This is a genomic window from Luteimonas sp. A277 (assembly GCF_054052045.1).
In genome coordinates, this window is the sequence record NZ_JBSVRG010000010.1 from 101,047 (window position 1) to 126,682 (window position 25,636).

At 68.5% G+C, this 25,636-nt stretch carries 22 protein-coding genes and 1 pseudogene; 8 read left to right on the plus strand and 15 right to left on the minus strand.

Translation table 11 applies throughout. The features are described from left to right. Positions 1 to 51: 51 nt before the first annotated feature. A complete protein-coding gene (locus ACW7G2_RS11240) occupies positions 52 to 1,983 on the minus strand; it encodes a diguanylate cyclase (RefSeq protein WP_456975772.1) in 1,932 nt (643 codons plus the stop codon). Between the two features lie 109 nt (positions 1,984 to 2,092). Here ACW7G2_RS11240 and ACW7G2_RS11245 point away from each other — a divergent pair, with 109 nt between their 5' ends. Then, positions 2,093 to 3,499: a sensor histidine kinase gene (locus ACW7G2_RS11245; protein ID WP_456975775.1), complete on the plus strand. Its 1,407-nt coding sequence runs from the start codon at positions 2,093 to 2,095 to the stop codon at positions 3,497 to 3,499. On the opposite strand, the gene glyS is transcribed toward ACW7G2_RS11245, so the two are convergent. Then, entirely contained in the window at positions 3,488 to 5,686 is a 2,199-nt protein-coding gene (gene glyS / locus ACW7G2_RS11250) for a glycine--tRNA ligase subunit beta (protein WP_456975777.1), read from the minus strand. The two genes, ACW7G2_RS11245 and glyS, sit on opposite strands and share 12 nt — an antisense overlap. Beyond that, entirely contained in the window at positions 5,686 to 6,594 is a 909-nt protein-coding gene (glyQ, locus tag ACW7G2_RS11255) for a glycine--tRNA ligase subunit alpha (protein ID WP_456975779.1), read from the minus strand. The genes glyS and glyQ overlap by 1 nt, the downstream gene beginning before the upstream one ends. Positions 6,595 to 6,673: 79 nt before the next feature. Here glyQ and ACW7G2_RS11260 point away from each other — a divergent pair, with 79 nt between their 5' ends. Next, complete coding sequence (locus ACW7G2_RS11260; RefSeq protein ID WP_456975781.1) at positions 6,674 to 8,482, plus strand: GspE/PulE family protein; 1,809 nt, start codon at positions 6,674 to 6,676, stop codon at positions 8,480 to 8,482. Positions 8,483 to 8,738: 256 nt separating this feature from the next. Here ACW7G2_RS11260 and ACW7G2_RS11265 read toward each other — a convergent pair whose 3' ends face one another. Then, positions 8,739 to 11,126: a DPP IV N-terminal domain-containing protein gene (locus ACW7G2_RS11265; RefSeq protein WP_456975783.1), complete on the minus strand. Its 2,388-nt coding sequence runs from the start codon at positions 11,124 to 11,126 to the stop codon at positions 8,739 to 8,741. A gap of 130 nt (positions 11,127 to 11,256) precedes the next feature. Between ACW7G2_RS11265 and ACW7G2_RS11270 the strand changes: the two genes are divergently transcribed. Then, complete coding sequence (locus ACW7G2_RS11270; RefSeq protein WP_456975785.1) at positions 11,257 to 12,003, plus strand: glutamine amidotransferase; 747 nt, start codon at positions 11,257 to 11,259, stop codon at positions 12,001 to 12,003. A gap of 12 nt (positions 12,004 to 12,015) precedes the next feature. Further along, positions 12,016 to 12,882: a BPSS1780 family membrane protein gene (locus tag ACW7G2_RS11275; RefSeq protein WP_456975787.1), complete on the plus strand. Its 867-nt coding sequence runs from the start codon at positions 12,016 to 12,018 to the stop codon at positions 12,880 to 12,882. Positions 12,883 to 12,915: 33 nt separating this feature from the next. Here the strand turns inward: ACW7G2_RS11275 and tatC are convergent, their stop codons facing one another. The 4 genes from tatC to ACW7G2_RS11295 form a co-directional block, all read right to left on the minus strand. Next, the gene (gene tatC, locus ACW7G2_RS11280) at positions 12,916 to 13,689 is read right to left on the minus strand and encodes a twin-arginine translocase subunit TatC (protein ID WP_456975789.1); all 774 of its coding nucleotides are present in this window, start codon (positions 13,687 to 13,689) and stop codon (positions 12,916 to 12,918) included. Next, positions 13,673 to 14,098 carry a Sec-independent protein translocase protein TatB gene (tatB, locus tag ACW7G2_RS11285; RefSeq protein ID WP_456975791.1) on the minus strand — a complete coding sequence of 142 codons (426 nt, stop codon included), beginning with the start codon at positions 14,096 to 14,098 and terminating at the stop codon, positions 13,673 to 13,675. Before tatB ends, tatC begins: the two co-directional genes overlap by 17 nt. Before the next feature lie 24 nt (positions 14,099 to 14,122). Next, on the minus strand, positions 14,123 to 14,353 hold the full coding sequence (tatA, locus tag ACW7G2_RS11290; RefSeq protein WP_456975792.1) for a Sec-independent protein translocase subunit TatA: 231 nt from the start codon (positions 14,351 to 14,353) through the stop codon (positions 14,123 to 14,125). A gap of 86 nt (positions 14,354 to 14,439) precedes the next feature. Then, complete coding sequence (locus ACW7G2_RS11295; RefSeq protein WP_456975898.1) at positions 14,440 to 15,339, minus strand: lipid-binding SYLF domain-containing protein; 900 nt, start codon at positions 15,337 to 15,339, stop codon at positions 14,440 to 14,442. Between the two features lie 169 nt (positions 15,340 to 15,508). Between ACW7G2_RS11295 and hemH the strand changes: the two genes are divergently transcribed. Then, entirely contained in the window at positions 15,509 to 16,522 is a 1,014-nt protein-coding gene (gene hemH, locus ACW7G2_RS11300) for a ferrochelatase (protein ID WP_456975794.1), read from the plus strand. Positions 16,523 to 16,529: 7 nt separating this feature from the next. After that, entirely contained in the window at positions 16,530 to 17,372 is an 843-nt protein-coding gene (locus tag ACW7G2_RS11305; protein ID WP_456975796.1) for an alpha/beta fold hydrolase, read from the plus strand. An 8-nt stretch (positions 17,373 to 17,380) separates the two neighbouring features. Here the strand turns inward: ACW7G2_RS11305 and ACW7G2_RS11310 are convergent. The 4 genes and pseudogenes from ACW7G2_RS11310 to ttcA form a co-directional block, all read right to left on the minus strand. Then, a pseudogene (locus ACW7G2_RS11310) lies at positions 17,381 to 17,560 on the minus strand (M48 metallopeptidase family protein); the annotation flags it as partial. Continuing rightward, positions 17,515 to 18,333 carry a M48 family metallopeptidase gene (locus ACW7G2_RS11315; protein WP_456975798.1) on the minus strand — a complete coding sequence of 273 codons (819 nt, stop codon included), beginning with the start codon at positions 18,331 to 18,333 and terminating at the stop codon, positions 17,515 to 17,517. The gene ACW7G2_RS11315 and the pseudogene ACW7G2_RS11310, both read right to left, overlap by 46 nt. A gap of 74 nt (positions 18,334 to 18,407) precedes the next feature. Beyond that, positions 18,408 to 19,316 carry a recombination-associated protein RdgC gene (locus ACW7G2_RS11320; protein ID WP_456975800.1) on the minus strand — a complete coding sequence of 303 codons (909 nt, stop codon included), beginning with the start codon at positions 19,314 to 19,316 and terminating at the stop codon, positions 18,408 to 18,410. An 87-nt stretch (positions 19,317 to 19,403) separates the two neighbouring features. After that, positions 19,404 to 20,258 carry a tRNA 2-thiocytidine(32) synthetase TtcA gene (gene ttcA / locus ACW7G2_RS11325; RefSeq protein WP_456975802.1) on the minus strand — a complete coding sequence of 285 codons (855 nt, stop codon included), beginning with the start codon at positions 20,256 to 20,258 and terminating at the stop codon, positions 19,404 to 19,406. 98 nt (positions 20,259 to 20,356) lie between these two features. Between ttcA and ACW7G2_RS11330 the strand changes: the two genes are divergently transcribed. Both ACW7G2_RS11330 and ACW7G2_RS11335 read left to right on the plus strand, forming a co-directional pair. Continuing rightward, positions 20,357 to 21,406 (plus strand): class 1 fructose-bisphosphatase, encoded by a 1,050-nt coding sequence (locus ACW7G2_RS11330; RefSeq protein WP_456975804.1) that lies wholly within the window; start codon positions 20,357 to 20,359, stop codon positions 21,404 to 21,406. A gap of 39 nt (positions 21,407 to 21,445) precedes the next feature. Further along, positions 21,446 to 21,652 (plus strand): YdcH family protein, encoded by a 207-nt coding sequence (locus ACW7G2_RS11335; RefSeq protein WP_456975806.1) that lies wholly within the window; start codon positions 21,446 to 21,448, stop codon positions 21,650 to 21,652. 45 nt (positions 21,653 to 21,697) lie between these two features. On the opposite strand, the gene plsB is transcribed toward ACW7G2_RS11335, so the two are convergent. The 3 genes from plsB to ACW7G2_RS11350 form a co-directional block, all read right to left on the minus strand. Then, a complete protein-coding gene (gene plsB, locus ACW7G2_RS11340) occupies positions 21,698 to 24,313 on the minus strand; it encodes a glycerol-3-phosphate 1-O-acyltransferase PlsB (RefSeq protein ID WP_456975808.1) in 2,616 nt (871 codons plus the stop codon). Between the two features lie 69 nt (positions 24,314 to 24,382). Continuing rightward, entirely contained in the window at positions 24,383 to 25,063 is a 681-nt protein-coding gene (locus ACW7G2_RS11345; protein ID WP_456975810.1) for a hypothetical protein, read from the minus strand. 103 nt (positions 25,064 to 25,166) lie between these two features. Beyond that, entirely contained in the window at positions 25,167 to 25,490 is a 324-nt protein-coding gene (locus ACW7G2_RS11350; protein WP_456975812.1) for a hypothetical protein, read from the minus strand. Between the last annotated feature and the right edge of the window lie 146 nt (positions 25,491 to 25,636).

Consider the following 25,636-nt stretch of genomic DNA (forward strand, 5'->3'; position numbering starts at 1 on the left):
TTGGCTTAACAACAGCCTCCGGCTGCGACCGTGGCGCATGCGTGCGGACTTTCAGGAAACGTGCCCGGCACGCTTGCCAGGATCCGCAACGGCACGTGCACCGCTCCAGGGGGTCGGCACATCCGGTGCCGGGGACCACGACATGGGCTTGTTCCCGCTGATCGCGATCCAGCCCTGTGCCAGTGCATGTTGCGGATCCTCCCGCACGCTGAACAGGTCGACGTCCCTGCCTTCTTCCAGCCCCCAGACCCCGGCCCAGGCATTGCGGCCCGCGTGCTTGGCCACGTACAGGGCGCGGTCGGCCATGCCGATGGCTTCCTGCCATGGTCCGGCCTTGCCAGGGAAGAACGGCGACGGTGCAAGGCCGATGGAGATGGTGACTGCCAGGGACAGGCCCCCCGGCAGCTCGAACGCCTGGCCTTCGATCCGCCGGCGAAGATGGTCGGCGAAGGCGAACGCTGCTTTGCGCGAAGAGTGCGGGCGGACCACGAGGAATTCCTCGCCACCCCAGCGGACGAGGATGTCGCCGCTGTCGCAGGCTTCCTGCAGGTGACTGGCAACCTGTGCCAGGACCCGATCACCAGCCCCATGGCCGTGGCTGTCGTTGACCGCCTTGAACCTGTCGATGTCCACCACGAGCAGGGCGTGGCGGGCCTCGCCCGACGCTGCCAGTGGCGCCAGTTCCTCGATCAGCCGCACGCCTTCGCGGCGGTTGTACAGGCCGGTCAGCGGGTCCACTGCGCTTTGCGTGGCCAGCAGGTTTTGCCGGCGCCGGCTGCGCAACAGCAGGACCGCGCCGACGACCAGCAGCAGTGCCAGGACCCCGATGGCGGTGTCGCGCAGCGCGTTGGCGCGGGGCGAAGAGGACCGCGCAGCCTGGGCCGCGTCAGCCCGTGCCTGCAGTGCGGCAAGCCGCTCCAGGTCCACCACGCGCGCCGATTCACGCTCGAACGCCAGCGCCCGGCTGGTGAAAGCGATGACCTGCGCGTGGTCCTCCAGCGCCGAGTGGACGTCGACCAGGGTGTCCAGCGCGGCCCGGGTCTCGGCCACGTAGTTGCCGCGCTCGGCCAGCTCCAGTGCGCGTTCGGCGTACGGCAGCGCCTGCTCCGGGGCATCCAGGTCCAGGTGCACGCGGGCCAGGCGGGTGAGGGTGACGGTTTCGCCCTGCGCATCGCTGTTGTCGCGCTGCCATGCATGGGCCCGCTCGAAGCGTTCCAGCGCGCCAGTCGCGTTGCCCTGCGCGCGCTGGATTTCACCGCGATGGCTGAGGATGCGATGGTAAAGCTGCTCCTGCCCAGGCAATTCGGGCGCAAGCTCGAGCGCGCGCGCCAGCGCGGATTCCGCCTCGTCGTGGCGCTGCCCGAGCAGCAGGGTGTAGCCGTAGTTGTAGTGGAGCATCAGCTCAACCATGGAGGGCGGCATCGGGTGGCGTTCCAGCAGTGCAAGTGCGCGCTGGAAATACTGCTCCGCACCCGCGTTGTCATTCATGCCCACCGCACGGGTCAGCGCAATGCTCTGGAGTGCGGCCAGCTGCTCCTGCGGAGAACCATCCTGGCCTGCCAGCTCCAGTGCCTGATCGAAGAGCTGCAGCGCCTGACGGGTCTGCCCCAGACTTTGCAGCATGCCGCCGAAATTCATCATCGCGGCGAACCGCTGTTGCGCCGAGACCCCGGGCGAGTCGACCAGCGGCAGGCCCTGCTCGACGGCTGCGCGCGCCGCGTCGCCCTCGCCGATCATCATCAGGCTTTCGGCCCTGCACAGGAACGCGCCCAGCCGCGGGCCGTCCGGCAGCTGCAGGGTGGCAAGCAGGGCGTCGGCCAGCAGCAGCGCTTCGTGTGGAGCCTCCTGGCGGGTCTTGAGGCAGTGCTGGATCCGGGCTGCGTAGGGATCGTGGAGCGGGACGTTCTGGCCGTGCGTCGTGGATGCAAAGGCCATGGCGCTGATTGCCACCAGGGTGAGCCACCAGCTCCGGGTCGGTTCCATGTGTGAAAGCTCCAGGTGCGGCGCTGCCGCTTGTTCACTCCGGGTGAGTATCGCACTCCGTTTGGACCGGGTCCGCGACGGCGGCGCGTTCTCGTCTAAAGTAACGACGATGGACCCGCAAGCTTTCCGCCCGTCGTGGTGGCGCTGGGCCCGCGGTGCGCTGGAATGGCTGCGCGCGGTGCCGATCGTCGACCCGGTGGGTCGCAACCATGCTGCGATGCTGCAGCTGCTGCTGGTGTTCATGGGGGTCTACCAGCCGCTGTTACTGCTCAATTCCATGTGGCGTGGCAGCGGCCAGGATCCGCTCCTGATAGGGGCGGCGCTGCTGAACACGGTGGTGATGTGGGCGTGTTTCGTACTGCTGCGTCGTGGCCATCTGCGCTTTGCGGCGGGGCTGTTCGTTGCCGTCTCGCTGTTGCTGGTCGGCTATGGATACCTGCGCTGGGGTCTGCAGGCACAGCTGTGGGGGCAGTTGGGCCAACTGCTTCCGATCCTCGTAGGCGGACTGGTACTCAGCCGCCGCGCGCTGTGGCTGGCGGTAGGAAGCCTCGCGTTGCTGATCCTGCTCGGCGCGTGGCGAGACGCCGGTCTGTATCTGTTCGATCCTTTCATGGTCCAGGCGGTCCGCGACCGCGCGTTGCACATGGTAGTGGTGCTCCTGGCCATCACCGCGGTGCTGGATCTGGCGGTAGCCGGGCTGCGCACCAGCCTCAAGGCCCTGCAGCAGCGCAACCTTGAACTCGCACGCACGCGCGACCGGCTGCAGCTGGAGATGCGGGAAAAAGACCGGGCGCGCGAACAGCTCGTGCACGCGCAGAAGATGGAGGTGGCCGGGCGCCTGGCCAGCGGCGTGGCACACGATTTCAACCACCTGCTGGGCTTGGTGATGGGCTATGCGGCGCAGGGGCCCCAGCTGGACGACGTGGATGGGCTGCGGAAGGCTTTGGCCGGTGCCGAATCGGCTGCCCGCCGGGCGGCTGCGGTCAGCCGGCAGCTGCTGGATTTCAGCCGGCGCGAGCCGCCGCGGCTGGATGCGTTCGACCTGGTTGACCTCCTGCAGCGCACGCAGCCGATGCTGCAGCAGATCTGTCCGCCCGGAATTGCCCTGGAACTGGATCTGCCAGCGACGCCGCAACCGGTGCGGATGGATCGTGCGCAGCTCGAGCTGGTGCTGTTGAACCTGGCCGCCAACGCGGTACAGGCGATGGAAGACGGGGGCCGGCTAAGGATCGGGCTGGAAGCGGCGGTGCCGGGGTCTGTCGACGTGCTGGTCAACGACACCGGGCCGGGCATGGGCGCCGAGGTGCTTGTGCGCTGCTTCGAACCATTTTTCACCACCAAGGCCAGCGGTCATGGCACCGGCCTTGGACTGGCAGTGGCCGCGAACATGATCGAGGCCTCGGGGGGCGAGCTGTCGGTCGACGGTCCGGGTCCGGGCTGCACCATGCGCATCCGGGTTCCACGGTGGGTGGGCGGTGCCGCGCACGCGCCCACCATGATCGGCTCAGCCCGATAGCTGGCCGATCACCGCCACGCTGCCGAGCCGGTCGGCGAGCCGCTGCAGCAGCGCCAGGCGGTTGCCGCGCACTGCCGGATCCTCGGCGTTGACCATCACCGCGTCGAAGAAGGCATCCACCTGTGGGCGCAGCTGCGCCAGCCGCGCCAGCACTTTGCCGTAGTCGCCATTGGCCAGGGGCTGATCGGTGTCAGTGAACGTCTGGTCCACCGCTTCGGCCAGGGCCAGCTCCGCCGGCTCCTGCAGCAGCGCGGGATCCACGGATGCCGGCACGTCGTCGCCGGCCTTGCGCAGGATGTTGCGGATGCGCTTGTCGGCCGCGGCCAGTGCTTCGGCCTCGGGCAGGGCGGCAAAGCTGCCGATTGCTGCCAGGCGGCGGTCGAAATCCAGCAGCGAGCGCGGGCGCAGGGCTGCCACCGCGTTGAAATGCTGCACCGGCACGCCCTTGTCGGCGTAATAGCCGCGCAGGCGCTCGAGGATGAAGTCGTACAGCTCCGCGACCGCGCCAGCCGGATCCGCCTGGCGTTCGGTGGAGGCCTGCTCCAGGCGCTTGTTGGCCTGGGCCTGCTCCTTTTCGGTGTTCGCGCCAGCGAGCGCTGCTTCGGCAGCCACGAACGCGGCGTCCAGTGCCAGCGCGTGGGCGCGGGCCAGCAGCGCGTGCAGATCAAGCTGCAGTCCGCTTTCGATGATCGTGCGGGCCAGTCCCAGCGCGTTGCGGCGCAGGGCGAAGGGATCCTTGTTGCCGGTGGGCTTCAGGCCCGCGGCGAAGCCGCCGGCCAGGGTGTCCAGCCGTTCGGCGATCGCCAACGTGCGGCCCAGCGGCGAGGGCGCGATCGCCTCACCGGAATGGCGCGGCGCGTAGGCTGCGTCGATGGCGTCGGCAAGGGCGGTTCGGTCGGCATCGGACAGCTCCTGCAGCGATGGGTCCTGCTGCGCGTAGTAGCGCCCGGCGATGCCCTGGAGCTCGGGGAATTCGCCCACCAGGCGCGACTGCAGGTCGGCCTTGGACAGGCCGGCGGCGCGCGCGGCCAGGTCAGGGTCGACGCCGGCCTGCGGGGCGATGGCGCGGGCCAGCTCGCCCACGCGCGCCACCTTGGCGGCCAGCGAGCCCAGCTTCGCCTGGTAGGTCACCGATTCCAGGCCCGCGTTCATCGCGCCCAGGCCCTGCTTGAGGTCTTCCTCGAAGAAGAACTGCGCATCGGCAAAGCGCGGCCGGATCACCCGCTCGTAGCCCTGGCGCACCTGGGTCACGTCGGTTGATTCGATGTTGGCGATGCCGATGAAGCGCTCCGTCAGCTGGCCGTCGGCATCCAGCACCGGGAAGAACTTCTGGTTGGCTTCCATGGTCACCACCAGCGCCTCGGCCGGTATCGCGAGGAAGCCGGATTCGAACGAGCAGGCGATGGCGCTGGGCCATTCCACCAGGCAGTTCACCTGCTCCAGGTTGTCCGGATCGATGCGCGCGCTGCCGCCCTGCGCGGCGGCGTTGACCTGCTCGACGATGCGCGTGCGGCGCTCGTCCGCGTCCACCAGCACGCTCGCGGCGCGCAGGGTGTCGACATAGGCATCCGGCCGGATGATCAGCACCGGGCCTTCGTGCATGAACCGGTGGCCGCGGCTTTCGCGGCCGGCGCGCACGCCAAAGGCTTCGCAATCGACGACGTCGCTGCCGTGCAGGGCCACCAGCCACAGCACCGGGCGGGCGAAGGCGTGCTCATGCGCGCCCCAGCGCATCGGCTTGGGGATGGGGATGGCCGCGATGGCTTCCGCCAGGATCTCCGGCAGCAGCTGTGCGGTGCTGGCCCCGGGCTTGACCGAGCGGTGCACGAAGCGCTCGCCGCGGGCGTCGCTGGTGCGCTCCAGCGCGGTCCATTCCACGCCGGCCTTGGTGGCGAAGCCCTGCAGGGCGCGGCTCGGCTGGCCGTCCGCGTCCAGCGCGATGTTGAGGTAGGGCCCCAGCACTTCGGAGGCCTGCTCCGGCTGTTCGGGAGCTACTCCCGGCAGCAGCACGGCCAGGCGACGCGGCGTGTACAGCGGCTTGGCGTCGCCGCGTTCGACCGCGATGCCGCGCTTGTCCAGCGCGGCCAGCACGCCGTCGAAAAACGCCTGTGCCAGCCCCGGCAACGCCTTGACCGGCAGTTCCTCGGTGCCCAGCTCGATCAGCAGCGGCTGCATGGTGTCGGCCATCACGCTGCCTCCCCTGCCTGACGCAGGGCCGGGAAGCCGAGCTTCTCGCGCTGCGCGTAGTAGCCCTGGGCCACCGCCTGCGAAAGCCGGCGCACGCGCAGGATGTAGCGCTGGCGCTCGGTGACGCTGATCGCGCGGCGCGCATCGAGCATGTTGAAGCTGTGGCTGGCCTTCATGACCTGCTCATAGGCCGGCAGCGGCAGGCCCAGTTCGGCCAGTTTCAAAGCCTCGGCCTCGCAGGCGTCGAAGCGATGGAAGAGTTCGGCCACGTCGGCATGCTCGAAGTTGTAGGTGCTCTGCTCCACCTCGTTCTGGTGGTACACATCCCGGTAGGTGATCGGGGCGCCGTCCGGGCCGTGGGTCCAGACCAGGTCGAACACGTCGTCCACGCCCTGCAGGTACATGCACAGGCGCTCCAGACCGTAGGTGATCTCGCCCATCACCGGCCGGCACTCCAGGCCGCCGGCCTGCTGGAACCAGGTGAACTGGGTCACCTCCATGCCGTTGAGCCAGACCTCCCATCCCAGGCCCCAGGCACCCAGCGTGGGCGATTCCCAGTTGTCCTCCACCAGGCGCAGGTCGTGCACCTTCGGGTCCACGCCCAGCTCCTTCAGCGACTGGAAATACAGCTCCACGATGTTGTCGGGGCTGGGCTTCATCACCACCTGGTACTGGTAGTAACGCTGCAGGCGGTTGGGGTTTTCGCCGTAGCGACCGTCGGTGGGCCGGCGGCAGGGCTGCACGTAGGCGGCGTTCCACGGCTCGGGGCCGATCGCGCGCAGGAACGTGGCCGGATGGAAGGTGCCGGCGCCCACCTCCAGGTCCAGCGGCTGGATCAGCACGCAGCCGTGTCCGGCCCAGTAGGCATTGAGGCGCTGGATCAAGTCCTGGAAAGTCGGGCCGCTCATCCGGAAGGCTCGCATTACGGGGCGCGCTAGTATAGCGGCGAGCCCACCCCGGCCCAGCCGCAATCCGCGAGAGGACGCCTTGAACGAACCCCGCCCAAGCCGCGTTCCCCTCCGTCCCGTGCGGCTGCCTTCGGGCCGGCTGGAGCTGGCTGCGGTGGTGGACGCGCTGCTGGCCGACGGCGCGATCTCGCCGGCGGACGCCGAGCGGGCCAAGGTGTCCGCCCGCCAGGGACGGGCCAATGATGCGGTGCATCCGCTGGTGTTCCTGGCCAACCTCAAGCTGGCTTTCGTACCGAGGCCTGGTGCCGAACTGGGCCTGGAGCAGCTCACCGAGTGGCTGGCGGAAGAAACCGGCCATCCCTACCGGCGGATCGATCCCACCCGGTTGGACGTGGCCGGGGTAACCGACGTGGTCTCCCATGCCTATGCCCGCCGCCATCGGATCCTGCCGCTGGAGGTGGCGCCGGATCGCGTGCTGATCGCCACCAGCGAGCCGCTGGCGCTGGACTGGCTGCCCGACGTGGCCCGGCTGCTGCGGCGCGAGATCGACCTGGTGGTGGCCAGCCCGCTGGATCTGCACCGCTACACGATGGAGTTCTACGGCGTCACCCGTTCGATCCGCGGTGCGCGCGATCACCGCGACGCCGATGGCGAAGGCCATGCGCCCAGCTTCGAGCAGCTGGTGGAACTGGGCCGCGCGGGTGACGTCAACGCCGACGACCACCACATCGTCAACATCGTTGACTGGCTGTTGCAGTACGCCTACGAGCAGCGCGCCTCCGACATCCACCTGGAGCCGCGGCGCGATGTGGGCGGGGTGCGTTTCCGCATCGACGGCGTGCTGCACAAGGTGTTCGAGATGCCGCCGCCGGTGATGACCGCGGTGGTCAGCCGGATCAAGGTGCTCGGGCGCATGGACCTGGCCGAGCGTCGGCGCCCGCAGGACGGCCGCATCAAGACCCGATCGCCCGGCGGGCGCGAGGTGGAGATGCGGCTATCGACCATGCCCACCGCGTTCGGCGAGAAGTGCGTGATGCGCATTTTCGATCCGGACACCGCGTTCAAGCCGATCGACCAGCTTGGCTTCGACGCCGTAGAAGCAGCCACGTGGAACGCGCTGGTGGAGCAGCCCCACGGGATCATCCTGGTCACCGGGCCGACCGGATCGGGCAAGACCACCACGCTGTACTCGACCCTGCGCACCCTGGCCACGCCCGAGGTCAACGTGTGCACGGTGGAAGATCCGATTGAGATGGTCGCCCCCGAACTCAACCAGAGCCAGGTTCACCACGGCATCGACTTCGGCTTCGCCCAGGGCGTGCGCACCCTGCTGCGCCAGGATCCGGACATCATCATGATCGGTGAGATCCGCGACCTGGACACCGCACAGATGGCCGTGCAGGCCTCGCTCACCGGCCACCTGGTGCTCTCGACCCTGCACACCAACGACGCACCCTCGGCGGTGACCCGCCTGCTTGACCTTGGTCTGCCGCATTACCTGATCGCCTCCACCCTGACCGGCGTGCTGGCCCAGCGCCTGGTGCGCACCCTGTGCCCGCATTGCAAGCAGCCGCGCGCGGTGAAGACGGGCGGCTGGGATGCGCTGCTCGGCCCGGACGAGCCGGTGCCGGAGGGCGAAACCATGGGCCCGGTCGGCTGCCTGGAGTGCCGCAAGACCGGCTACATGGGTCGGGTGGGGCTGTACGAACTGATGCCGCTCACCCCGGCCCTGCGCGCGCTGATCCGGCCGGACATGGAGCTGGCCGGGTTCTCACGCGCGGCCCGCGCCGGCGGCCTCCGCACCCTGCGCCTGGCCGGCGCCGCCAAGGTCGCCCAGGGTCTGACCACGGTCGAAGAGGTCCTAACCGTCCTCCCGCCCCGGGAATGAACCGCTCCCCATGCTTCCGCCCGGAAATAGGGCGCGCCCCGCTTTCGCCTCGGGATGAACGCCCCCGCGGGCATTCACTCCGGAAACGAATCGTGTCCCGGCTTTCGTTCCGGCGATGAACCCTGCCCGGTAGGAGCGCGCCATGCGCGCGAAGCCGCGTGAATACCGGCGGCACTGCGTGGCTCCGGCAACCACGCGATTATCGAAGCCCCGGCCCATAGGAAGTGTCACGCGGTTTCGCGCGCGTGGCGCGCTCCTACAGAGGGTCCGCGGGCAGTGGATCCGCAGGCAGAGGACCAACAGCGCGCGGACGGTTCCAGTCGGGAGTGGGCTGGCCAAGCAGGTGGCGAACGAAGAAGTCGAATTTGCGCCGCTGCAGCCAGTTCACCGGCTCCTCGGAGCGGCCCACGCCGTGGCCGGCGCCGGGCATGGTGACCAGGTCGAAATCCTTGCCGGCGCGGATCAGCGCATCGGCCACCTGGTAGGTGGAGGCGGGGTCGACGTTGGCATCCTGCTCGCCGACCACCAGCAGCAGCCGGCCTTGCAGCAGGTGGGCGTTGTCCACGCCCGAGGCGCGCGCATAGCTGTCGTCCACCGGCCAGCCCATCCACTGCTCGTTCCAGCTGATCTTGTCCATGCGGTTGTCGTAGCAGCCGTTGTAGGCCACGGCGACGGTGTAGAACCCGGGATGGAACAGCAGCGCATGCAGCGCGTTCTGGGCACCGGCGGACGCGCCGTAAATGCCTACGCCGCGACTGATGTCATAGGACGGGTCCCTGGCAGCCAATGCCCTGTGCCAGGCGATGCGGTCGGGGAAGCCGCCGTCCTGCAAGTTCTTCCAGGCCACGTCATGGAAAGCCTTGGACCGGTACATGGTGCCCATGCCGTCGATCTGCACCACGATGAAGCCCAGGTCCGCCAGCGCCTGCGCGCGCACCAGCCGCTCGTTGCTCGACTGCGGATCGTAGGGCCAGAACTTCTTCTGCACCGACGCGTTGTGCGGGCCCGCGTAGATGTTCTCGATCACCGGATAGCTGCGGCCGGAGTCGTAATCGGTGGGGCGAACCACCAGGCCCCAGATCTGCGTGTGGCCATCACGACCCGGTGCAACGAAAGTCTCCGGCGGGCGATAGCCGGCGGAGAGCAGTGCGCTGGCATCACCCTCCTCGATCCGGGCCAGCAGGCTGCCGTCGCGTGCATCACGCAGCTCGGTCACGTCCGGCTGGTCCAGCCGCGACCAGGTGTCCACGTAGTAGCGCCCGTCGGGCGACAGGCTGGTCTCGTGCCAGCCGTGGGCTGGGGTCATGTGGGTCAGGTTGGCCCCGTCGAAATCGATCCGGTACACGTGGCGCAGGTAGGGGTCGCCCGGCTCGCGGCCGTTGCCGGCAAACCAGATCTCGCGCCGCTCCTCGTCCACCCGCAGCACCTCGCGCACCACCCATTCGCCACGGGTGAGCTGCCGTGCCTGTCCACTGGTCCCGTCGATCATGTACAGGTGGTTCCAGCCGTCGCGCTCGGACATCCACACGATCTCGCGGCCCTCGCTGCCCACGTCGTGGAAGAAGCTGCGGTGCCACCAGTCGTTGACGAAGGTGTCGGCCTGCTCCTCGGCCACGGTGCGCCCTGACCCGCTATGGGCATCGACTTCGATCAGCCGGACCCGCTGGTGGCCGCGCTCGATGAAGCGGAATGCCAGGCTGCGGCCGTCGGCGCGAAAGGCCAGCGGGGACAGCCGGAACGGGTTGGTGAACAGGGCTGTTGGCACTTCGATGCGCCGGCCCGTGGCAATTTCGAAAATCACCGGCCGCTCGATATCCACCGCGTCGCCGGGCTTGGGATAGAGCTGGGTATGCACCTTCGGCTGCAGTTGGTCGCGGGGCGAACTCTCCACCCGGGTGACCAGGCGCTGATGGCCGGGCCGCACCCGGTACAGGGCGAAGCGGCTGGAGTCGGGTGACCAGGCGATGGTTTCCGCATCGTAAAAATCATCCGCCGCGCCATCGGAGGTGAGCAGGCGCACGCTGCCGTCGGCACGGATGCGCAGGGCCACGTTGCCGTCCTGCACGAATGCCTCGAAGTTCCCATCTGGCGAGGGATGGGGCGTGTCGTCCGCCGGCACCGAAAGGTCACGCACCACCCCGAAGGCGCGTGGGCGGCGCTTGCCGGACTCGCGTGCCGTCGTGGTGCAGGTCATCGCGGCGCCCAGCTCGCAGCGCATCCACTGGGGCATGGCGTGGTCCGTGGCGCGGAAGCGGATCGCGGCCTCGCCGTCGATGAATTCGTAATCGTCAAGCGGCAGCCGCCGCGCGTCATACGGTTGATCGAGCGCCTCGCCCAGCGCCCGGGCAAGCCCGGCGTGGTCGAAGGCAGGCCGTGCATCCGTCTCGTCCACATGGCGCAGCAGGAATTCGAACCCGCCCTCCACCGTGCGTCGGTAGCGGTAACGGCTGTCATCGATCCAGCTGACCGGCCCGGCGATGCCGCGGGTGAGGTGCTGCCATTGCTCCGGCAGTTCCAGCGAACGCTGGTAGGCGGCGGCATCGGGCGCGGCGGCCTTTGCGATCGGCGCGGTGAAGCAAACCAGCGCCAGCAGGCAGGCGGCGATCCAGTTGATCGCATGGGAACGGGCTGCGGCTGCGGGCATCTCGGGTCCAGGAATCGGGCGGGCGGCCATGTTGGCAGCAAGCGGACGGGGCTGCATCTGCAAGTGGATGGCATCGTCGGTGCGGTATCGTCGCTGGCTCCTTCCCACCTTCTGCCCTGGAATGTCCGCGATGTCCGTTGCTCCCCTTCCGTTGCTCATCATCGCTGCCGGTCGTCCGGTGGAATCACTGCGCCGCCAAGGCGATTTCGCCCACTGGATCCGCGTGGCCGCGGGTCTGCAGGCCGGGGAGGTGGCAGTGGTCGACGTGGAGTCCGGCGAATCCCTGCCACCGCACGACGGGTTTTCCGGGGTGATCATCAGCGGCTCGGCCGCGATGGTCACCGAGCGCCTGGAGTGGAGCGAGCGCTGCGCCGGCTGGCTGCGCGCGGCGGCCGAAGCGGACGTTCCGATGCTTGGCATCTGCTACGGCCATCAGCTGCTCGCCCATGCGCTGGGCGGCGAGGTGGGCGACAACCCGGAGGGACGGCGGATGGGTACTTTCGAGGTCGAGCTGCTGGAAGCGGCGGCTGAGGATCCGCTGTTCTCCGGGCTGCCTTCCCGCTTCCCGGCCCATATGACCCACGTGCAGGTCGCGCGCCGGCTGCCGGAAGGCGCGGTGCTGCTGGCGCAGACCGGGCACGATCCGCTGCACGCTTTCCGCTGGGGCAAGGCGGTGTGGGGCGTGCAGTTCCACCCCGAGTTCAGCGTGACCCACATGCGCGGCTACATCCGCGCCCGTGCGCATGTGCTGCGCAGCGGAGGCGCTGATCCGGAGGCCCTGCTCAAGGCGGTGCGTGCCGCGCCGGTGGCGCGCGGGGTGCTGCGCAGGTTCGCGCAACTTGCGCGTACTACACTTGCGCCCTCACACACGGATTGACGGGCCGGATCAATGGGTAATGGCAACAGGGTGAAAGCGGGTGCGGGCGCGGAGTGGCTGCTGGGCGGCTTCGGCCTGTTGAAGAAGGCGCCGCTGGCGCTGGGCCTGGTGGGTCTGGTGTTCGGAATCGTATCGGTGCTGCCGCTGCTGTTCATGGGCGCGGGGCCGCTGCTGTCGATGCTGGCGCAGCTGGTGCTGGTGCTGCTCACGCCGATCATGCTGGGCGGGCTGGTCTACGCGGCCCGCGAAGTGGACCAGGGCCGCGATGCAAGCCCGTCGCACCTGTTGCAGGCGTTCCGCGAAGGCAAGGCGGCGTCGCTGGTGGCGCAGCTGATCCCGCAGATGCTGGGTGGCCTGGCGGCCATCGTGCTGCTGGCGGTGATGGTTGGCCCCACCGCGCTGCAGAACATGATGGTGGCGATGGAGCAGGCCCAGGGCCAGAACCCCGATCCGGCCCTGTTCGAAGGTTTCCCGATGGGCCGGTTTGCGCTCTGGTTCCTCGGCGCGATCGTGATCGGGGTCGTGGCCTACACCTTCACCTTCCTGTTCCCGGCCCAGGTGATGTTTGAAGGTGCACGGCCGTTCGCGGCAATGAAGCGCAGCTTCCAGGCCTGCATGGCCAACATTGGCGCCTTCCTCGTGTTCGTCGTGCTGATGCTGATAGTGGCCGTGGCCATCCTGATCGGCGCCCAGATCGTGGGCATGATCCTGGGCATCTTCGGTGGCGAGGTGGCCGCCGCCATCGGCGCGCAGCTGCTGATGATGACGGTGCTGATGCCGGTATTGATGGGCGCGGTCTATCACGCTTGGCGCCAGCTGCTCGGAGGCCAGGCAACCGCTGGCGCAACGCCGCCGCCGGCTACCGGTATCGAACTCTGACAACAGGTCCCGCGGCTTGGCCGCCGCGGGGGCTCAAGGCGTCGGGCGACCGGCTTCGTCGCCGGCGTCTCGCTGCCGCTTGGGCCCCAGGATGCGCGAGGCGATGATGCCAGCCTCGTACAGCAGGATCATCGGGATCGCCAGCATCAGCTGCGAGATCACATCCGGCGGGGTCACCACCGCGGCCAGGATGAACACGCCGACGATCGCGTAGCCGCGCCATTCGCGCAGCTGGTCGGGGGTGACCCATCCGAGCAGGGTCAAGATCACCAGCGCCACCGGCATCTGGAAGCTGAGCCCGAACGCCAGGAAGATCACCATCACGAAATTCAGGTAGGCGTGGATGTCGGTCATCATCGACACGCCTTCCGGGGTCACCGCGGTGAGGAAGGTGAACACCACCGGCAGCACCAGGTAGAACGAGAACGCGCAGCCGGCGTAGAACAGGGTCACCGCCGAGACCAGCAGCGGCATCGCCAGCTTCTTCTCGCGCTTGTACAGGCCCGGCGCCACGAATGCCCACAGCTGGTACAGCAGCCACGGCATGGTGGCGACCAGGGCGATGAAGAAGGCCAGCTTGAGCGGGGCGAAGAACGGCGAGGCCACTTCGACTGCGATCAGGTGGGCGCCTTCTGGCAGCTTGTCCAGCAGCGGCTGGGCCAGCCAGGCGTAGAGCCGGTTGGCGAACGGCAGCAGCCCAAGGAACACCAGCATCAGCCCGGTCACCGCGCGCAGCAGGCGCGAGCGCAGTTCGATCAGGTGATCGATTAGGGTGGATTCGGACGCGCCCTCAGCGTTGCTGGTCATCGTCTGCCTCCGGCCCGGCGCGTTCCGGCAGGGCCCTGGGCTGGCCGGTGTCCGCTTCGTCCCCGTTGGCCGCCGGGGTTACCGGTGGCTTGAGCGCGTCGCCGGCGTCGCGGGCGGTATCGCGGACGGAGTCTTCGATCGTGCCCAGCTCGCGACGCAGGTCCTGGCCCGCGGTGCGCATGGATTCTTCCGTGCTTTGCACGGCCTGCTTGGCATCCTCAAGGCTGCGCTTGAGTTCATCGGCGGCCAGCTCGCGCTCCAGCTCGCTGCGCACCGAGTACCACTGGGCGCGCGCGCGACGGATCCACAGGCCGGCAAACCGCGCGGCCTTGGGCAGGCGTTCGGGGCCGAGCACGATCAAGGCGACAAGCGCAATGACGACGAGCTCGGAGAATCCAATATCAAACATGTCGCAGCCGCCGCGTCCGCGGCGTCAGCGCCGCGTGCTTTCTTTCTGCTGCGCGTCCCGCTGGGAGTCGGTCTCCCGCTGCTGGTCCTCGAGCTTGGCCGGCGGTGTATCGTCGTCCGCGTCGTGCATGCCCTTCTTGAAGCCCTTGATCGCCTCGCCCAGGTCACGGCCCGCGCCGCGCAGGCGCTTGGTGCCGAAAACGAGAAGCACGACCACCAGCACGATGATCCAATGCCAGATGCTGAAAGTGCCCATAAGCTGTGGTCGAAATTCCAGAGTGATCGGAGGGGTCAGGATACCGCAGCCACCCGGTGTTTGGCGGGGCGGCAGGGCAGGCCTGTTCAGAAGCCGTCGTCGAGCGGTTCGCTGCGGATCTCGCCTTCGGGCACCGGTTCGAACGGCTGCGGCTGGGCCTCGGCGTCCGGCAGCGGCAGGGGCAGGCTTTCCGCGCCTGTGTTCGCAGCAGCCGGAGCCTGGGCTGCTGCGGCGGCGTTGGACGGAACGTTGGTCGGCGCGCTGGTCTCGGTGCCGCGCTCGGCGCGGGCCACGGCGGTGGCTTCCTCCAGGCGGTCGCGGAAGTCCACCACCGCGTTGGAGGGCGGGTTCTGCACGCGGCCTTCGAAAATCATCCTTGGCGTGGTGCCGCGGCCGTAAACGGCCTGGTTGGCCCGGTCATTGATGCTCAGCACCGCGCCGTCCAGCGCCACCCCGGCGAACAGGCCGCGAGCGCGTGACCACGACCAGATTTCGGCCTTGAGCTGGCCATCGGTGGCGGTGGACGCGTTGCGGCCGAGCGGCCCAGCAGCCACGCCGACATCGGCACCCAGGGTCAGCTTGCCGTTGACGATGCTGTCCAGGCTGCGGTCGTTGCGGAACACCATCACCACGTCGGCGGACTGCACCCCCGCCTGCAGGCCGATGCTGCCCCCGGTCAGGGTTACGAAGACAGGCTGGGACCAGGTGTCATCGGCGGTCTTGACCGACATCAACCCGTGACCGCGGCGGCCGCCGATCACCAGCCCGGCCTTGATGGTGTCGGGAACCACCACGATGGCACGGGCCTCATCGAGCAGCTTGTTGGGAATCGCGCTTTCAGGGATCTCCTGGATCTCGGCCAGCACCCTGACCGCGTTGTGCGCGCGCACATCTTCCTTCTGGCCGGCGCTGGCTACGGTAGTGACCGCCAACGATGCGGCAAGGGCGACGGGCAGCAGCAGGCGCAGGCTGGGACGGCGGGACACGGGCATCGGGAGACTCCGGAGATTCGGCGGGATACGGGAAAGACCGCACCAGGCGGTGCAAGTTCAGGCTAGGGGTGGTGGCATGAATCGGCAATGAGCCTTGCCGGCGGAACCGACTGTCGCAGCCGGGGCGCTGACAGGTGGTGCGGCTGCCTGTCATCCTATACCGATGACAAATCAAGCTCATCCGTCCCAGTCGGCCGCCGCCGCTGCGCAAACTGCTTCATCCAGAGGGCATGATGCCCTGCTCCTGGTCAATCTGGGTACACCGGACGCGCCGACGGCCGGTGCCGTGCGCCGTTATCTGGGCGAATTCCTCAGCGACCGGCGCGTGGTCCAGCTGACCCGCTGGCTCTGGTATCCGATCCTGTACCTGATCGTGCTGCCGTTCCGTTCGCCGCGGGTGGCCAAGCTGTATGCCGGAATCTGGATGGACGAGGGCTCGCCGCTGGCGGTCTACACCAGGCGCCTGGCCGAGGCGGTCGCCGTCTCCATGCCGGATGTGCGGGTGGATTGGGCCATGCGCTACCAGAAGCCGTCGCTGACCCGCGCCATCGAGCGCCTGCGGGCGCAAGGTGCGCGCCGGATCCTCGTCCTGCCGCTGTATCCGCAGTACTCGACCACCACCACCGCCTCGGTGGAAGACGTGGCCAATCGCGTCGGTGGTGATGCGGTGCGGGTGGTGCATGATTACCACGACGATCCGCAGTGGGTGCAGGCCGTTGCCGACAGCATCCGCGACTACCGGGAACAGCACGGCAAGGGCGAGCGGCTGATGTTTTCCTATCACGGCATACCGCAGCGACTGGTGGATCAGGGCGACCCCTACCACCGCCACTGCGAGGCAGGGACGGATGCGATTGTGGCGGCGCTCGGCCTGCCGGAAGGCGAAGCCATCATGACGTTCCAGTCGCGCTTCGGGCGCGAACAGTGGCTGCAGCCGTACACGGCCGGCACCATCGAGCAGCAGGCGCGCGAGGGGGTGAAACGCATCGACGTGGTCTGCCCCGGGTTTGCGGTCGACTGCCTGGAAACCCTGGAGGAGATCTCGATCGAGAATGCCGAGCTGTTCCGCGAGCACGGTGGCGAGGAACTGCACTACGTTCCGTGCCTGAACGACTCGCCGGTCCACGCTGGCGTGTTGGCCGACCTGGCGCGGCGTGAACTGGCCGCCTGGGCCTGATGTCCTGATGGACGCTGTTTCCCTGCAGATCGCGGGCGGGACCATCGCCGGCCTGCGCTCGGGTACCCCCGGTGCGCGCCGCGCGCTGGCCCTGCACGGCTGGCTCGACAACGCCGCCAGCTTTGTGCCGCTCGCCACGCATCTTGAAGGCGTGGACCTGGTGGCGCCGGACCTGCCCGGCCACGGCCGCAGCTTCCATTTGGGCCCGGGGGCGGACTATTCGTTCGCCGGCGCGGTGAACACGGTGCTGGAGATCGCCGATGCGCTGGGCTGGGATACGTTTTCCCTGCTCGGCCACTCCATGGGGGCAGGCATCGCCAGCATGGCGGCGGCGGGCTGCCCGGAGCGGGTGGAGCGGCTGGTGGCCATCGAGGCCCTGGGCGCGCTGCCGGAGCCGGCCGGACGTACGGTCGATCGCCTGCGCGAAGCCGTGGCGGCCAGTCGCAAGTTGGGCAACAGGCAGCTGCGCGTGTTCGCAGATCCTTCCCCGGCGATACGTGCGCGGATGGCGGCCAACGCGCTCGGCGAGGGCAGTGCGCGCTTGCTGGTCGAACGTGGTCTGAAGGAAGTAGAAGGCGGCTTCAGCTGGAGCAGCGATCCGCGCCTGACCCTGCCGACCATGGTGCGGATGACGCCGGAGCAGGTTGACGACCTGATTGCCGGCATTGCCTGTCCCACCAGGGTGATCTATGCCGATCCCCCCCAGCCGTACCTGCCCGAACCCGACCGCAGCCGTCGCGCCCGACTGTTGCCGCAAGGTGAGCTGGTGGTGATCGCAGGCGGCCACCATCTGCACATGGAGCAGCCGGTCGAAGTGGCCGCCGCCATCGGCGACTTCCTCGCGCACTGATTGCATCCACCCCGTCGTAGGAGCGCGCGCAGGGTGCCCTTCAGTCGCGCCCCCTCGGCGCGGAAGTAATCCCGGTGCCGGCGCCAGTCCGGGCAGCGGACTTCCACCTCATGCCAGAACGCGGGCGAATGGTTGGCCTGTATCAGGTGACACAGCTCGTGCACCAGCACGTATTCGAACGCCGCCGGNGCAGCGCGCGCAGGGTGCCCTTCAGTCGCGCCCCCTCGGCGCGGAAGTAATCCCGGTGCCGGCGCCAGTCCGGGCAGCGGACTTCCACCTCATGCCAGAACGCGGGCGAATGGTTGGCCTGTATCAGGTGACACAGCTCGTGCACCAGCACGTATTCGAACGCCGCCGGTTCCCCCAGCACCAATGACAGATCCAGCGACATGGCCCCGCCCGGTGCCAGCGACCCCCACTGCGAGGACATCTGTCGCAAGCGGATCCGGCTCGGCGCAGCGGGAAGGCCGGGCAGGTAGCGCGGCAACCAGCGACCGATGTCGGCCCGGGCCTCGGCCTCGTAGAAATCACGCAGGGCACGGGAGATGGCCGCCGGGCCGGCGCTGGCCGGATATTGCATGACCAGCCCGCCGTCGTCCTGTAGCAGCCGGGTATAGCGGGCGGTCTGCCAGCGCAGCGGCAGCAAATCTCCCCGCAACGGCAGCTCGGCATCCTGGCCCGGGACCAGGGGGCTGGTGTCCACCGCGGTCCGCCTGCCGAGTTGCTCAAGCAGCCAGTCGCGGTGCTCGAGGACAAAACGCTCGCCTGCAGCCAGGCTGGCGCGCAGTGGCAGGGTCAGCCGTGCGCCGCGATCGCCGACGCTCAGGCGGATGCGGCGTGCGCGCGGATCGCGCACCCGCAGGATCTCGATGCCGCCGCCGTCGTCCAGCGGCACCTGCATGACGTCACGTTCGATCCTGCGCGGGCGCGCAGCGGACCTGCGACCGGGGAGAAGCGTCATCCGCATGATGATACGCCCCAGGCTTGCGCCCGGAGCGCGGACTCGCGTGCTCCGGGTGCCGTTCCCGCCCGTGCTCAGGCCGCGTCAGCCTTGGACAGCTTCAGCGCAGGCTCCAGGATCGAGAACAGGCGCCGGAATTCGCCGCTCATCAGGGCAAAGCGGGCGTCGAGTTCGGCGCGGATGTCGTCCGGATCGCTGGCTTCCAGCTGGTCCACGGCGCCTTCCAGGAACTTCCACTTGCGGATCACCAGGTCTTCGCCGAGCACGAACGAAACATGGTCGTCCAGGGTGAGTGCCAGCTTGGTGACCTGCTTGCCCGACTCCAGGTGCCGGGTGATCTCGTCGGACTGCAGTTCCTGGCGCTGGCAGCGCACAATCGCGCCGTGGTCGTCGGCGTCCTTGAGTTCGCATTCCTCGCCCAGCGACAGGCCCTCGGGCAGTGGCTCGCCGGCGATCCAGCCGGTCAGCACCGCGCGCGGCGAGACTTCGGCATTGAGCGGCAGGGCCGGGAAGCTGCCCAGGGCGCGGCGGATCTCCGAGACCACAGTTTCGGCGCTCTTGCGGCTGGAGGTATCGATCACGCAGACCCCGTGTTCCAGATCCAGCAGCGCGTCGGTGCGCCCGGGGCGCACGAAGGCGCGTGGCAGCAGTTCCTGCACCAGATCGTCCTTCATCTGCTTGCGCAGGCGGCTGCCGGGCTTACGGCCCTCTTTCTCCTCTATTTCGGCCAGCTTCTGGGCCAGCAGGTCGTTGACCACGGCGCCCGGCAGCAGCCGGTCTTCGTTGCCCACGGTCAGCCACAGCGCATCACCGATGCGGTGTGAGAGGGCTTCGGCGTTGCGACCGAAGGGGGAGATGAAGCCGCGCGAGGACAGCTCCAGCGGGCCGACCGGCTTGAGCGTGGTTTCAGCCAGCCCTTCGTCGAGGTGCGACAGGTCGAGGGAGGGAGAGAAACGGAACAGGGTGAGATTGCGAAAGAACATTGAGGGACCGTGTTGGGCAGTTGTCGGGAGAATCCGCCGGCGACCGCGCGCCGGGTGGGCGCAGCGGGGCGGCGGATGAGGGGGATATCAGACCGGGTTGGTGTCGCCGGGGGTGAGACCCAGGAAATCGAACAGTTTCGGATCGGCCAGCTGCGAGGGGCGGATGTCGGCCAGGGCGCGGGCGATGATCTCGATCCGCCCGGGGGTTTGGAGCTCCCATTCGGCCATCATCCGCTGCACCTGCTTGCGCTGCAGGTTCTCCTGCGAGCCGCACAGGTTGCAGGGGATGATCGGGAATTCATTCAGGCGCGCATACTCGGCAATGTCCGTTTCGGCCGCGTACGCCAGCGGCCGGATCACCACGTGGCGGCCATCGTCGGACAGCAGCTTGGGCGGCATGCCGCTCAGTTTGGCGTGGAAAAACAGGTTGAGGAAGAATGTGGCCACCATGTCTTCGCGGTGATGGCCGAGTGCGATCCTGGTGATCCCGTTCTCCGCGGCCCAGGTGTACAGGGCGCCGCGGCGCAGCCGGGAGCACAGCGAGCACATGGTCTTGCCCTCGGGCACCACTCGCGACACCACCGAATAGGTGTCCTGCTCGATGATGTGGAAATCCACCCCCAGCGAGCGCAGGTAGTCGGGCAGGATGTGCTCCGGAAAACCGGGCTGCTTCTGGTCCAGGTTGACCGCGATGATGGAGAAATCGACCGGGGCCTTCTTCTGCAGCTGCAGCAGGATGTGCAGCAGGGTGTAGCTGTCCTTGCCGCCGGACAGGCACACCATCACCCGGTCACCGTCTTCGATCATGCCGAAGTCGGCGATCGCCCGGCCGGCCTGATGGCGCAGGCGCCGGCCGAGCCGCTCAATGTCGCGGCGCTGGCCCGGCGGGTCGCCAGCGGGGCGCGGCATGACCGGTTCGGGCAGGGGGATGACGATGCTCATCCGGCCATTGTAGCGGCAGGGCCTGCGGGCCCCGGAGGCGTTTGCCGGCGGGAAAGGCGACAATAGCCCTCCATCCGCCGCCGAGGACCTTGCCTGCCATGTCCGACACCTCCCTGACCCGTTTTTTGATCGAGGCCCAGCGCGAGGGCCATATCAATCCGCAGCTGCGGCTGCTGATCGAAGTGGTGGCGCGCGCCTGCAAGCGGATTTCGGTGGCGGTCGCCAAGGGGGCGCTGGGTGATGTACTGGGCGATGCGGTCAGCGGCGCCGGCGGCAGCAGCATCAACGTGCAGGGCGAGGCGCAGAAGAAGCTGGACGTGCTGTCCAACGAGATCCTGCTGGAGGCCAACGCCTGGGGTGGGCACCTGGCGGCCTGCGCTTCGGAGGAAATGGAGCACTGCACGCCGATCCCAGACGCCTACCCGCGCGGCAACTACCTGCTGCTGTTTGATCCGCTGGATGGCAGCAGCAACATCGACGTCAACGTCTCGGTGGGCACCATCTTCTCGGTGCTCAAGGCCCCGGAGAATGCCGGCGAACCGCGCGACGAGCACTTCCTGCAGCCGGGCACCGACCAGGTGGCGGCCGGCTACTGCATCTACGGGCCCAGCACCCTGCTGGTGCTGACCGTGGGCAACGGCACCCATGCCTTCACCCTGGATCGCGAGCAGGGCGCATTCGTGCTCACCCGCAGCGACATCCGGATTCCCGAGGAGACCAAGGAGTTCGCGATCAACATGTCCAACCAGAGGCATTGGGAAGACCCGATGCGGGCCTACGTGGACGATCTGCTGGCCGGCGAGACCGGGCCGCGCGGCAAGAACTTCAACATGCGCTGGGTGGCCTCGATGGTGGCCGATGTGCATCGCATCCTCACCCGCGGCGGAATCTTCATCTATCCATGGGACAAGCGTGAGCCGGATCGCCGGGGCAAGCTGCGGCTGATGTATGAGGCCAACCCGATGGGCATGCTGGTGGAGCAGGCGGGCGGTACAGCCAGCGACGGCCGCCGCCGGATCATGGAGATCCAGCCGGACAAGCTGCATCAGCGCGTGCCGGTGTTCCTGGGCTCGCGCAAGGAAGTCGAGGAAGCCTGCCGTTATCACCAGGAACACGACGAGGCCGGCGGCGAACGCCCGCCACAGTAGGCGGAGGCCATGGGCGCCGGGCCGGGGTAAGCTTCGGCCATGGCGCCCGACGATCCGGACGGAATCACGCAGCAGCTTGCCCGCTTGCGCGGCGAGCATCGCGAGCTTGACCAGGCGATCGTGCGCCTGCACGCGGACATTGCCAGCGACGAACTCGCCCTCAAGCGCATGAAGCGGCGCAAGCTTCAGCTGCGCGATGCGATCGCCCGGCTGGAGTCGGCGCAAATTCCTGACGAACCCGCATGACACGCTGCCCTTGCGGGCGGCACGGTGTAGAAAGGCGGGAGCGCCTTAGGCTTCTTCCGGTTCTTCTTCCGGCCGGGCCGCTTCAGGGCTGACCTTCTCGATGGTGTGGCGCAGCTCGCGGCCCAGGATCAGCTTGGCATCCCGGGCCCAGCCGTCCAGGCGCTGGTCGAAGGTGAGCTTGCTGTTGCCGTCCAGCTTCACCAGCTCCAGCTCGCGCAGCTTCTGGATGAAGCCGCGGAACAGGCTCTTGTCGAAGAACTCAGGCGCCGCCGGCGCGTACAGCAGGCTCAGCCGCTGCGCGGCCAGCTGGCACAGGCTCTCCAGCTCGCCCGCGCCCAGGGCGCCGGGCCCGTTCTTGGCCAGCACCGAAATGGCGATGTAGTAGCGCTCGAATGCCTGCTGCAGCGGGTGACCCAATGCGCGCAGGCGGAACACCTCGTCGGTCTGGCCGGGGCTGCGCTGGTAGATGCCGCCATCGTCCTCGCCCGTCCGCTGCAGCAGCCCTTCGCGCACGAACACATCCAGCGTCAGGGCAATGCGCTCGGCGAAGGTGTCCGCCTCCCACGGCAGGAACAGCTCGGCCTGCAGGAACGGGTACAGCTCTGCGCCCAGCCGCAGTAGGGTGGCGTGGCTCATGCGCCGGTTGTGCAGGAAGCAGCACGCGATCCACGCTGAAGCGGTGAACAGGTGCACCACGTTGTTGCGGAAGTACGAGAGCAACACCGCAGTGTCGCCATCGACGTTGAGCACGTCTCCCAGCGGATGGGCAACGCGGTTGAGGATGCCGATTTCTTCGCCGTGGGCCACGATCTCGGCCGGCGTATGGGGGGTGATCGTGACCAGCTCGCTGTAGGGCACCTCGGCCAGCAGCGTCCGTGACAGGGCGATCTGGGCCAGCAGGTCGGCCTCACCCATGGCGTGCTTGGGCGTGGACAGCAGTGCCAGCGCCAGCAGGTTGACCGGATTGACGTCGGCGGCGCGGTTGATGTTCACCTGGATCCGCTGGGCGATGCGTTCGACCGTTGCCGACAGCCAGGCGGGCTTCTCGTCTTCGGAGATGGGGCTGCCGTCCCAGTCCGGCGCGTGTTCGGCCAGCGCTTCGGTGAGCGGGATCGGTTCGCCGAAGTTCACCACCACCTGGCCGTAGTTGGAGCGCAGCACCCGCGGGATGCCGCGCAGCAGCTGCCAGATCGACTCCTTCTTCTTGCTCTTGCCCGACAGCTCGTCCAGGTAGCTGTTGCCCTCCATCAGCTTTTCGTAGCCGATGTAGACCGGCTGGAACAGCACAGGCCGGGTGGGTTGGCGCAGGTAGGCGCGCACGGTCATCGCCAGCATCCCGCCCTTGGGGGCCAGCAGCCGGCCGGTGCGCGAGCGCCCGCCTTCAATGAAGTATTCGATCGAGTAGCCGCCGGCCACCAGCTGCGCCACGTACTCGGTGAACACCGCCGAATACAGCGCGTTGCCGCGGAAGCTGCGGCGGATGAAGAACGCCCCGCCCTTGCGCAGCACGGTGCCGATCACCGGCAGGTTGAGGTTGATGCCCGCGGCGATGTGCGGGGGCACGATGCCGCGCACGTACAGCAGATAGGACAGCAGCAGGTAGTCCATGTGGCTGCGGTGGCAGGGCACGTAGATGATCTCGTTGCCCGGCGCGATCGCCTTCAGCCGGTCCAGGTGGTGGACCAGCACCCCGCGGTAGATCCGGTTCCACACCGTGGTCAGCAGGAAGCTGGCCGAGCGCACCAGCGGGTGCGAGTAGTCGGCCGCGATTTCCCAGGCGTAGCCGTGGGCTTTCTTCCACGCTTCCTGCGGGGTGCTGTTGTCGCGGCGGGCCTGGTCGGCAATGGCATCCTTGACCGAAGGCGTGGTCAGGACCTTGTCGATCAGCAGGCGGCGGGTGGACAGGTCGGGCCCGATCACCGCCTCGCGGATGCGGTTGAAATGGGTGCGCAGTACCCGCGACACCTTGCGTACGGTGCGCTCCGGTGTCAGGCCCTCTTCCACGCTGGCACGAAGCTCCACCGGCGCGGCGAAGCGGACCATGGTGTCGCGGCCATTGAGCAGGATGGTCAGCAGCCGGCGGAAGCGGCCCACCAGCGCCCAGTTTTCCGAAAACAGCACCGAGAACCAGCCGCTGGCCTTGTCCGGCGAGCGGCCGACGAAAATCGACACCGGCACCAGCAACACATCAAGCGCCGGATCTTCGCGGTGGGCATCGAGCAGTCTGGCCAGCGATTCGGAATGGGTCTTGGTGGGCGGGCGCTTGCCCGGCGCCAGCGCGCCCAGGGTGGAGCCCGCGTTGCGGCGGGAGAGTGCCACGTAGGCGCGCTTGCGCCCCAGCGGGTCGCCGGGAAGCGGCTGCAGCGGCGAGGGCAGGCCGGCCTGGCGGCAGGCACGCTCCAGGATCAGGGCGTTGGACAGGCCATAGTCCTCAAGCACGTAACAGACCGGGCGCCCGTCCACGAACCGCTCCGGATCGGCGGGCTCGGTTTTCAGGCCGATCCATGGCCCCAACAGGCCGCCAAGCACGCGCGCCCACAGGGGGCGTTTGTAGGGGCTCACCGCGGCGCGCGCCGGCGCGGCCGGCTGGGTGTCGGAGGGCGCTGCCGTCCCCGGCTTTTCCGGAAAAGGCAGGCGCGACTGGTCAGAAGGCTGCGACATGGGCCCATTATCACCCAGCAACGCCGGCAACCGGGCCCGAACCGGCCCGGCCCCGACTGCGGCGCGGGGTTACAGGTCGCGGACCAGCCACGTGCCGGGGGGCTGGTCGACGTCCGGGTCCAGCGCTGCCTGGGCTACTTCCGCAGGGGATTTGCCCGCCTTCCATGCAGCCGCCAGCGCGGCGAGGCGCTCGCGGGTGGCCCGGGTGTAGGCGCCTTCCAGCTCGTTCTGCACGTCGGCGGCGATCTTCTGCGGGTACAGGGTGCGGGCTTCCTCGCTGTAGTTGAGCAATTCAATCAGCCGCTCCAGACTGGTGCGGAATGTCCCGGCGCCCAGTGGCATGCGCTGGGTACGCTGCAGGTGCCAGACCGTCAGGTACTCCACCGGGCCGAGCAGGCGTCGCGGCGTGGCGCCGAAAAAATGCCCGCTGAGGCCGCCGGCCGCAAATGGATTGACCGTGTCGGGCAGCCCGGTCGCACCCCAGGAACTGAGCGCCCCGCCGGGCAGGTCCATGCGCCGCAGCGCCGCGCCCAGGGTCTCGGCCAGCAGCCGTTTGGCGCGCTCGTCGTCGCTTTCCGCCACCACGCCCAGCAGCCGCAGGAACATCGGGTAGGAATCTTCCCCCAGCCGGCGGGCCAGGCGCTTGAGCACGGTCAGGCGGTACTCGGGGTCGCTGTGCGCGGCCAGGGTCGAGACCAGCCGGTCGGCGGCGGCGCGCAGGGCGGCGGGTTCGGGGGCGGGAACGTTCATGGTTGATGGCAGCAGGCCGCGGCCGGCAACGGCAGGCGCGGAGCGCCGGACATCCGGCAGCAGAAGGGATTGCTAGGGTATCGCGGCGCGTGCCGCGGGGTGATCAGGCGGCGCCGAGCGCGGCGAAGATCGCGTCCACGCCCTGGTCGGCAGCGGCCGAAAGGTCCAGGTGGCCGAGCGCGGCTTCAAAAGCGCCATCACCGGGCAACATGCGGGTGCCTTCGCCCGCGTCGCCTTCCCAGGCGGCAGCCTGCAGTACCAGTTCGCCGGCATCGACATCCGCCTGGGCGGTGCCCGGCTCACGCGGCGCCTCGACGTGCTCCAGTCCGGCCTGCTGGCGTCCCTGCAGATCGTCCAGCGCAACCTGGCTCCCCAGGCCGCCAAGGCCGGTGAGGTTGAGGTGCGGGTTGGAGCCGATGCTGCTCATGACTGTGCGGGAGATCCTGGAAGCGTGGGGGCGGTCGACCGTCTTTGGGACCGGAATCCAATGTATGGCGCTGCAGGTCCGGTGTCACCTCGGGCCGACCCTAGGTTCCAGCGCCTGTTTTCCCCTGTTCAGGAGAGCCGCACTGG

Excerpts from the sequence above, each read along its gene's own strand:
- ACW7G2_RS11240 (WP_456975772.1), bottom strand. The coding sequence starts at position 1,983 with ATGGAACCGACCCGGAGCTGGTGGCTCACCCTGGTGGCAATCAGCGCC.
- ACW7G2_RS11245 (WP_456975775.1), top strand. The coding sequence starts at position 2,093 with ATGGACCCGCAAGCTTTCCGCCCGTCGTGGTGGCGCTGGGCCCGCGGT.
- glyS (WP_456975777.1), bottom strand. The coding sequence starts at position 5,686 with ATGGCCGACACCATGCAGCCGCTGCTGATCGAGCTGGGCACCGAGGAA.
- glyQ (WP_456975779.1), bottom strand. The coding sequence starts at position 6,594 with ATGAGCGGCCCGACTTTCCAGGACTTGATCCAGCGCCTCAATGCCTAC.
- ACW7G2_RS11265 (WP_456975783.1), bottom strand. The coding sequence starts at position 11,126 with ATGCCCGCAGCCGCAGCCCGTTCCCATGCGATCAACTGGATCGCCGCC.
- ACW7G2_RS11270 (WP_456975785.1), top strand. The coding sequence starts at position 11,257 with ATGTCCGTTGCTCCCCTTCCGTTGCTCATCATCGCTGCCGGTCGTCCG.
- ACW7G2_RS11275 (WP_456975787.1), top strand. The coding sequence starts at position 12,016 with ATGGGTAATGGCAACAGGGTGAAAGCGGGTGCGGGCGCGGAGTGGCTG.
- tatC (WP_456975789.1), bottom strand. The coding sequence starts at position 13,689 with ATGACCAGCAACGCTGAGGGCGCGTCCGAATCCACCCTAATCGATCAC.
- tatB (WP_456975791.1), bottom strand. The coding sequence starts at position 14,098 with ATGTTTGATATTGGATTCTCCGAGCTCGTCGTCATTGCGCTTGTCGCC.
- tatA (WP_456975792.1), bottom strand. The coding sequence starts at position 14,353 with ATGGGCACTTTCAGCATCTGGCATTGGATCATCGTGCTGGTGGTCGTG.
- hemH (WP_456975794.1), top strand. The coding sequence starts at position 15,509 with ATGACAAATCAAGCTCATCCGTCCCAGTCGGCCGCCGCCGCTGCGCAA.
- ACW7G2_RS11305 (WP_456975796.1), top strand. The coding sequence starts at position 16,530 with ATGGACGCTGTTTCCCTGCAGATCGCGGGCGGGACCATCGCCGGCCTG.
- ACW7G2_RS11320 (WP_456975800.1), bottom strand. The coding sequence starts at position 19,316 with ATGTTCTTTCGCAATCTCACCCTGTTCCGTTTCTCTCCCTCCCTCGAC.
- ttcA (WP_456975802.1), bottom strand. The coding sequence starts at position 20,258 with ATGAGCATCGTCATCCCCCTGCCCGAACCGGTCATGCCGCGCCCCGCT.
- ACW7G2_RS11330 (WP_456975804.1), top strand. The coding sequence starts at position 20,357 with ATGTCCGACACCTCCCTGACCCGTTTTTTGATCGAGGCCCAGCGCGAG.
- ACW7G2_RS11335 (WP_456975806.1), top strand. The coding sequence starts at position 21,446 with ATGGCGCCCGACGATCCGGACGGAATCACGCAGCAGCTTGCCCGCTTG.
- plsB (WP_456975808.1), bottom strand. The coding sequence starts at position 24,313 with ATGTCGCAGCCTTCTGACCAGTCGCGCCTGCCTTTTCCGGAAAAGCCG.
- ACW7G2_RS11345 (WP_456975810.1), bottom strand. The coding sequence starts at position 25,063 with ATGAACGTTCCCGCCCCCGAACCCGCCGCCCTGCGCGCCGCCGCCGAC.
- ACW7G2_RS11350 (WP_456975812.1), bottom strand. The coding sequence starts at position 25,490 with ATGAGCAGCATCGGCTCCAACCCGCACCTCAACCTCACCGGCCTTGGC.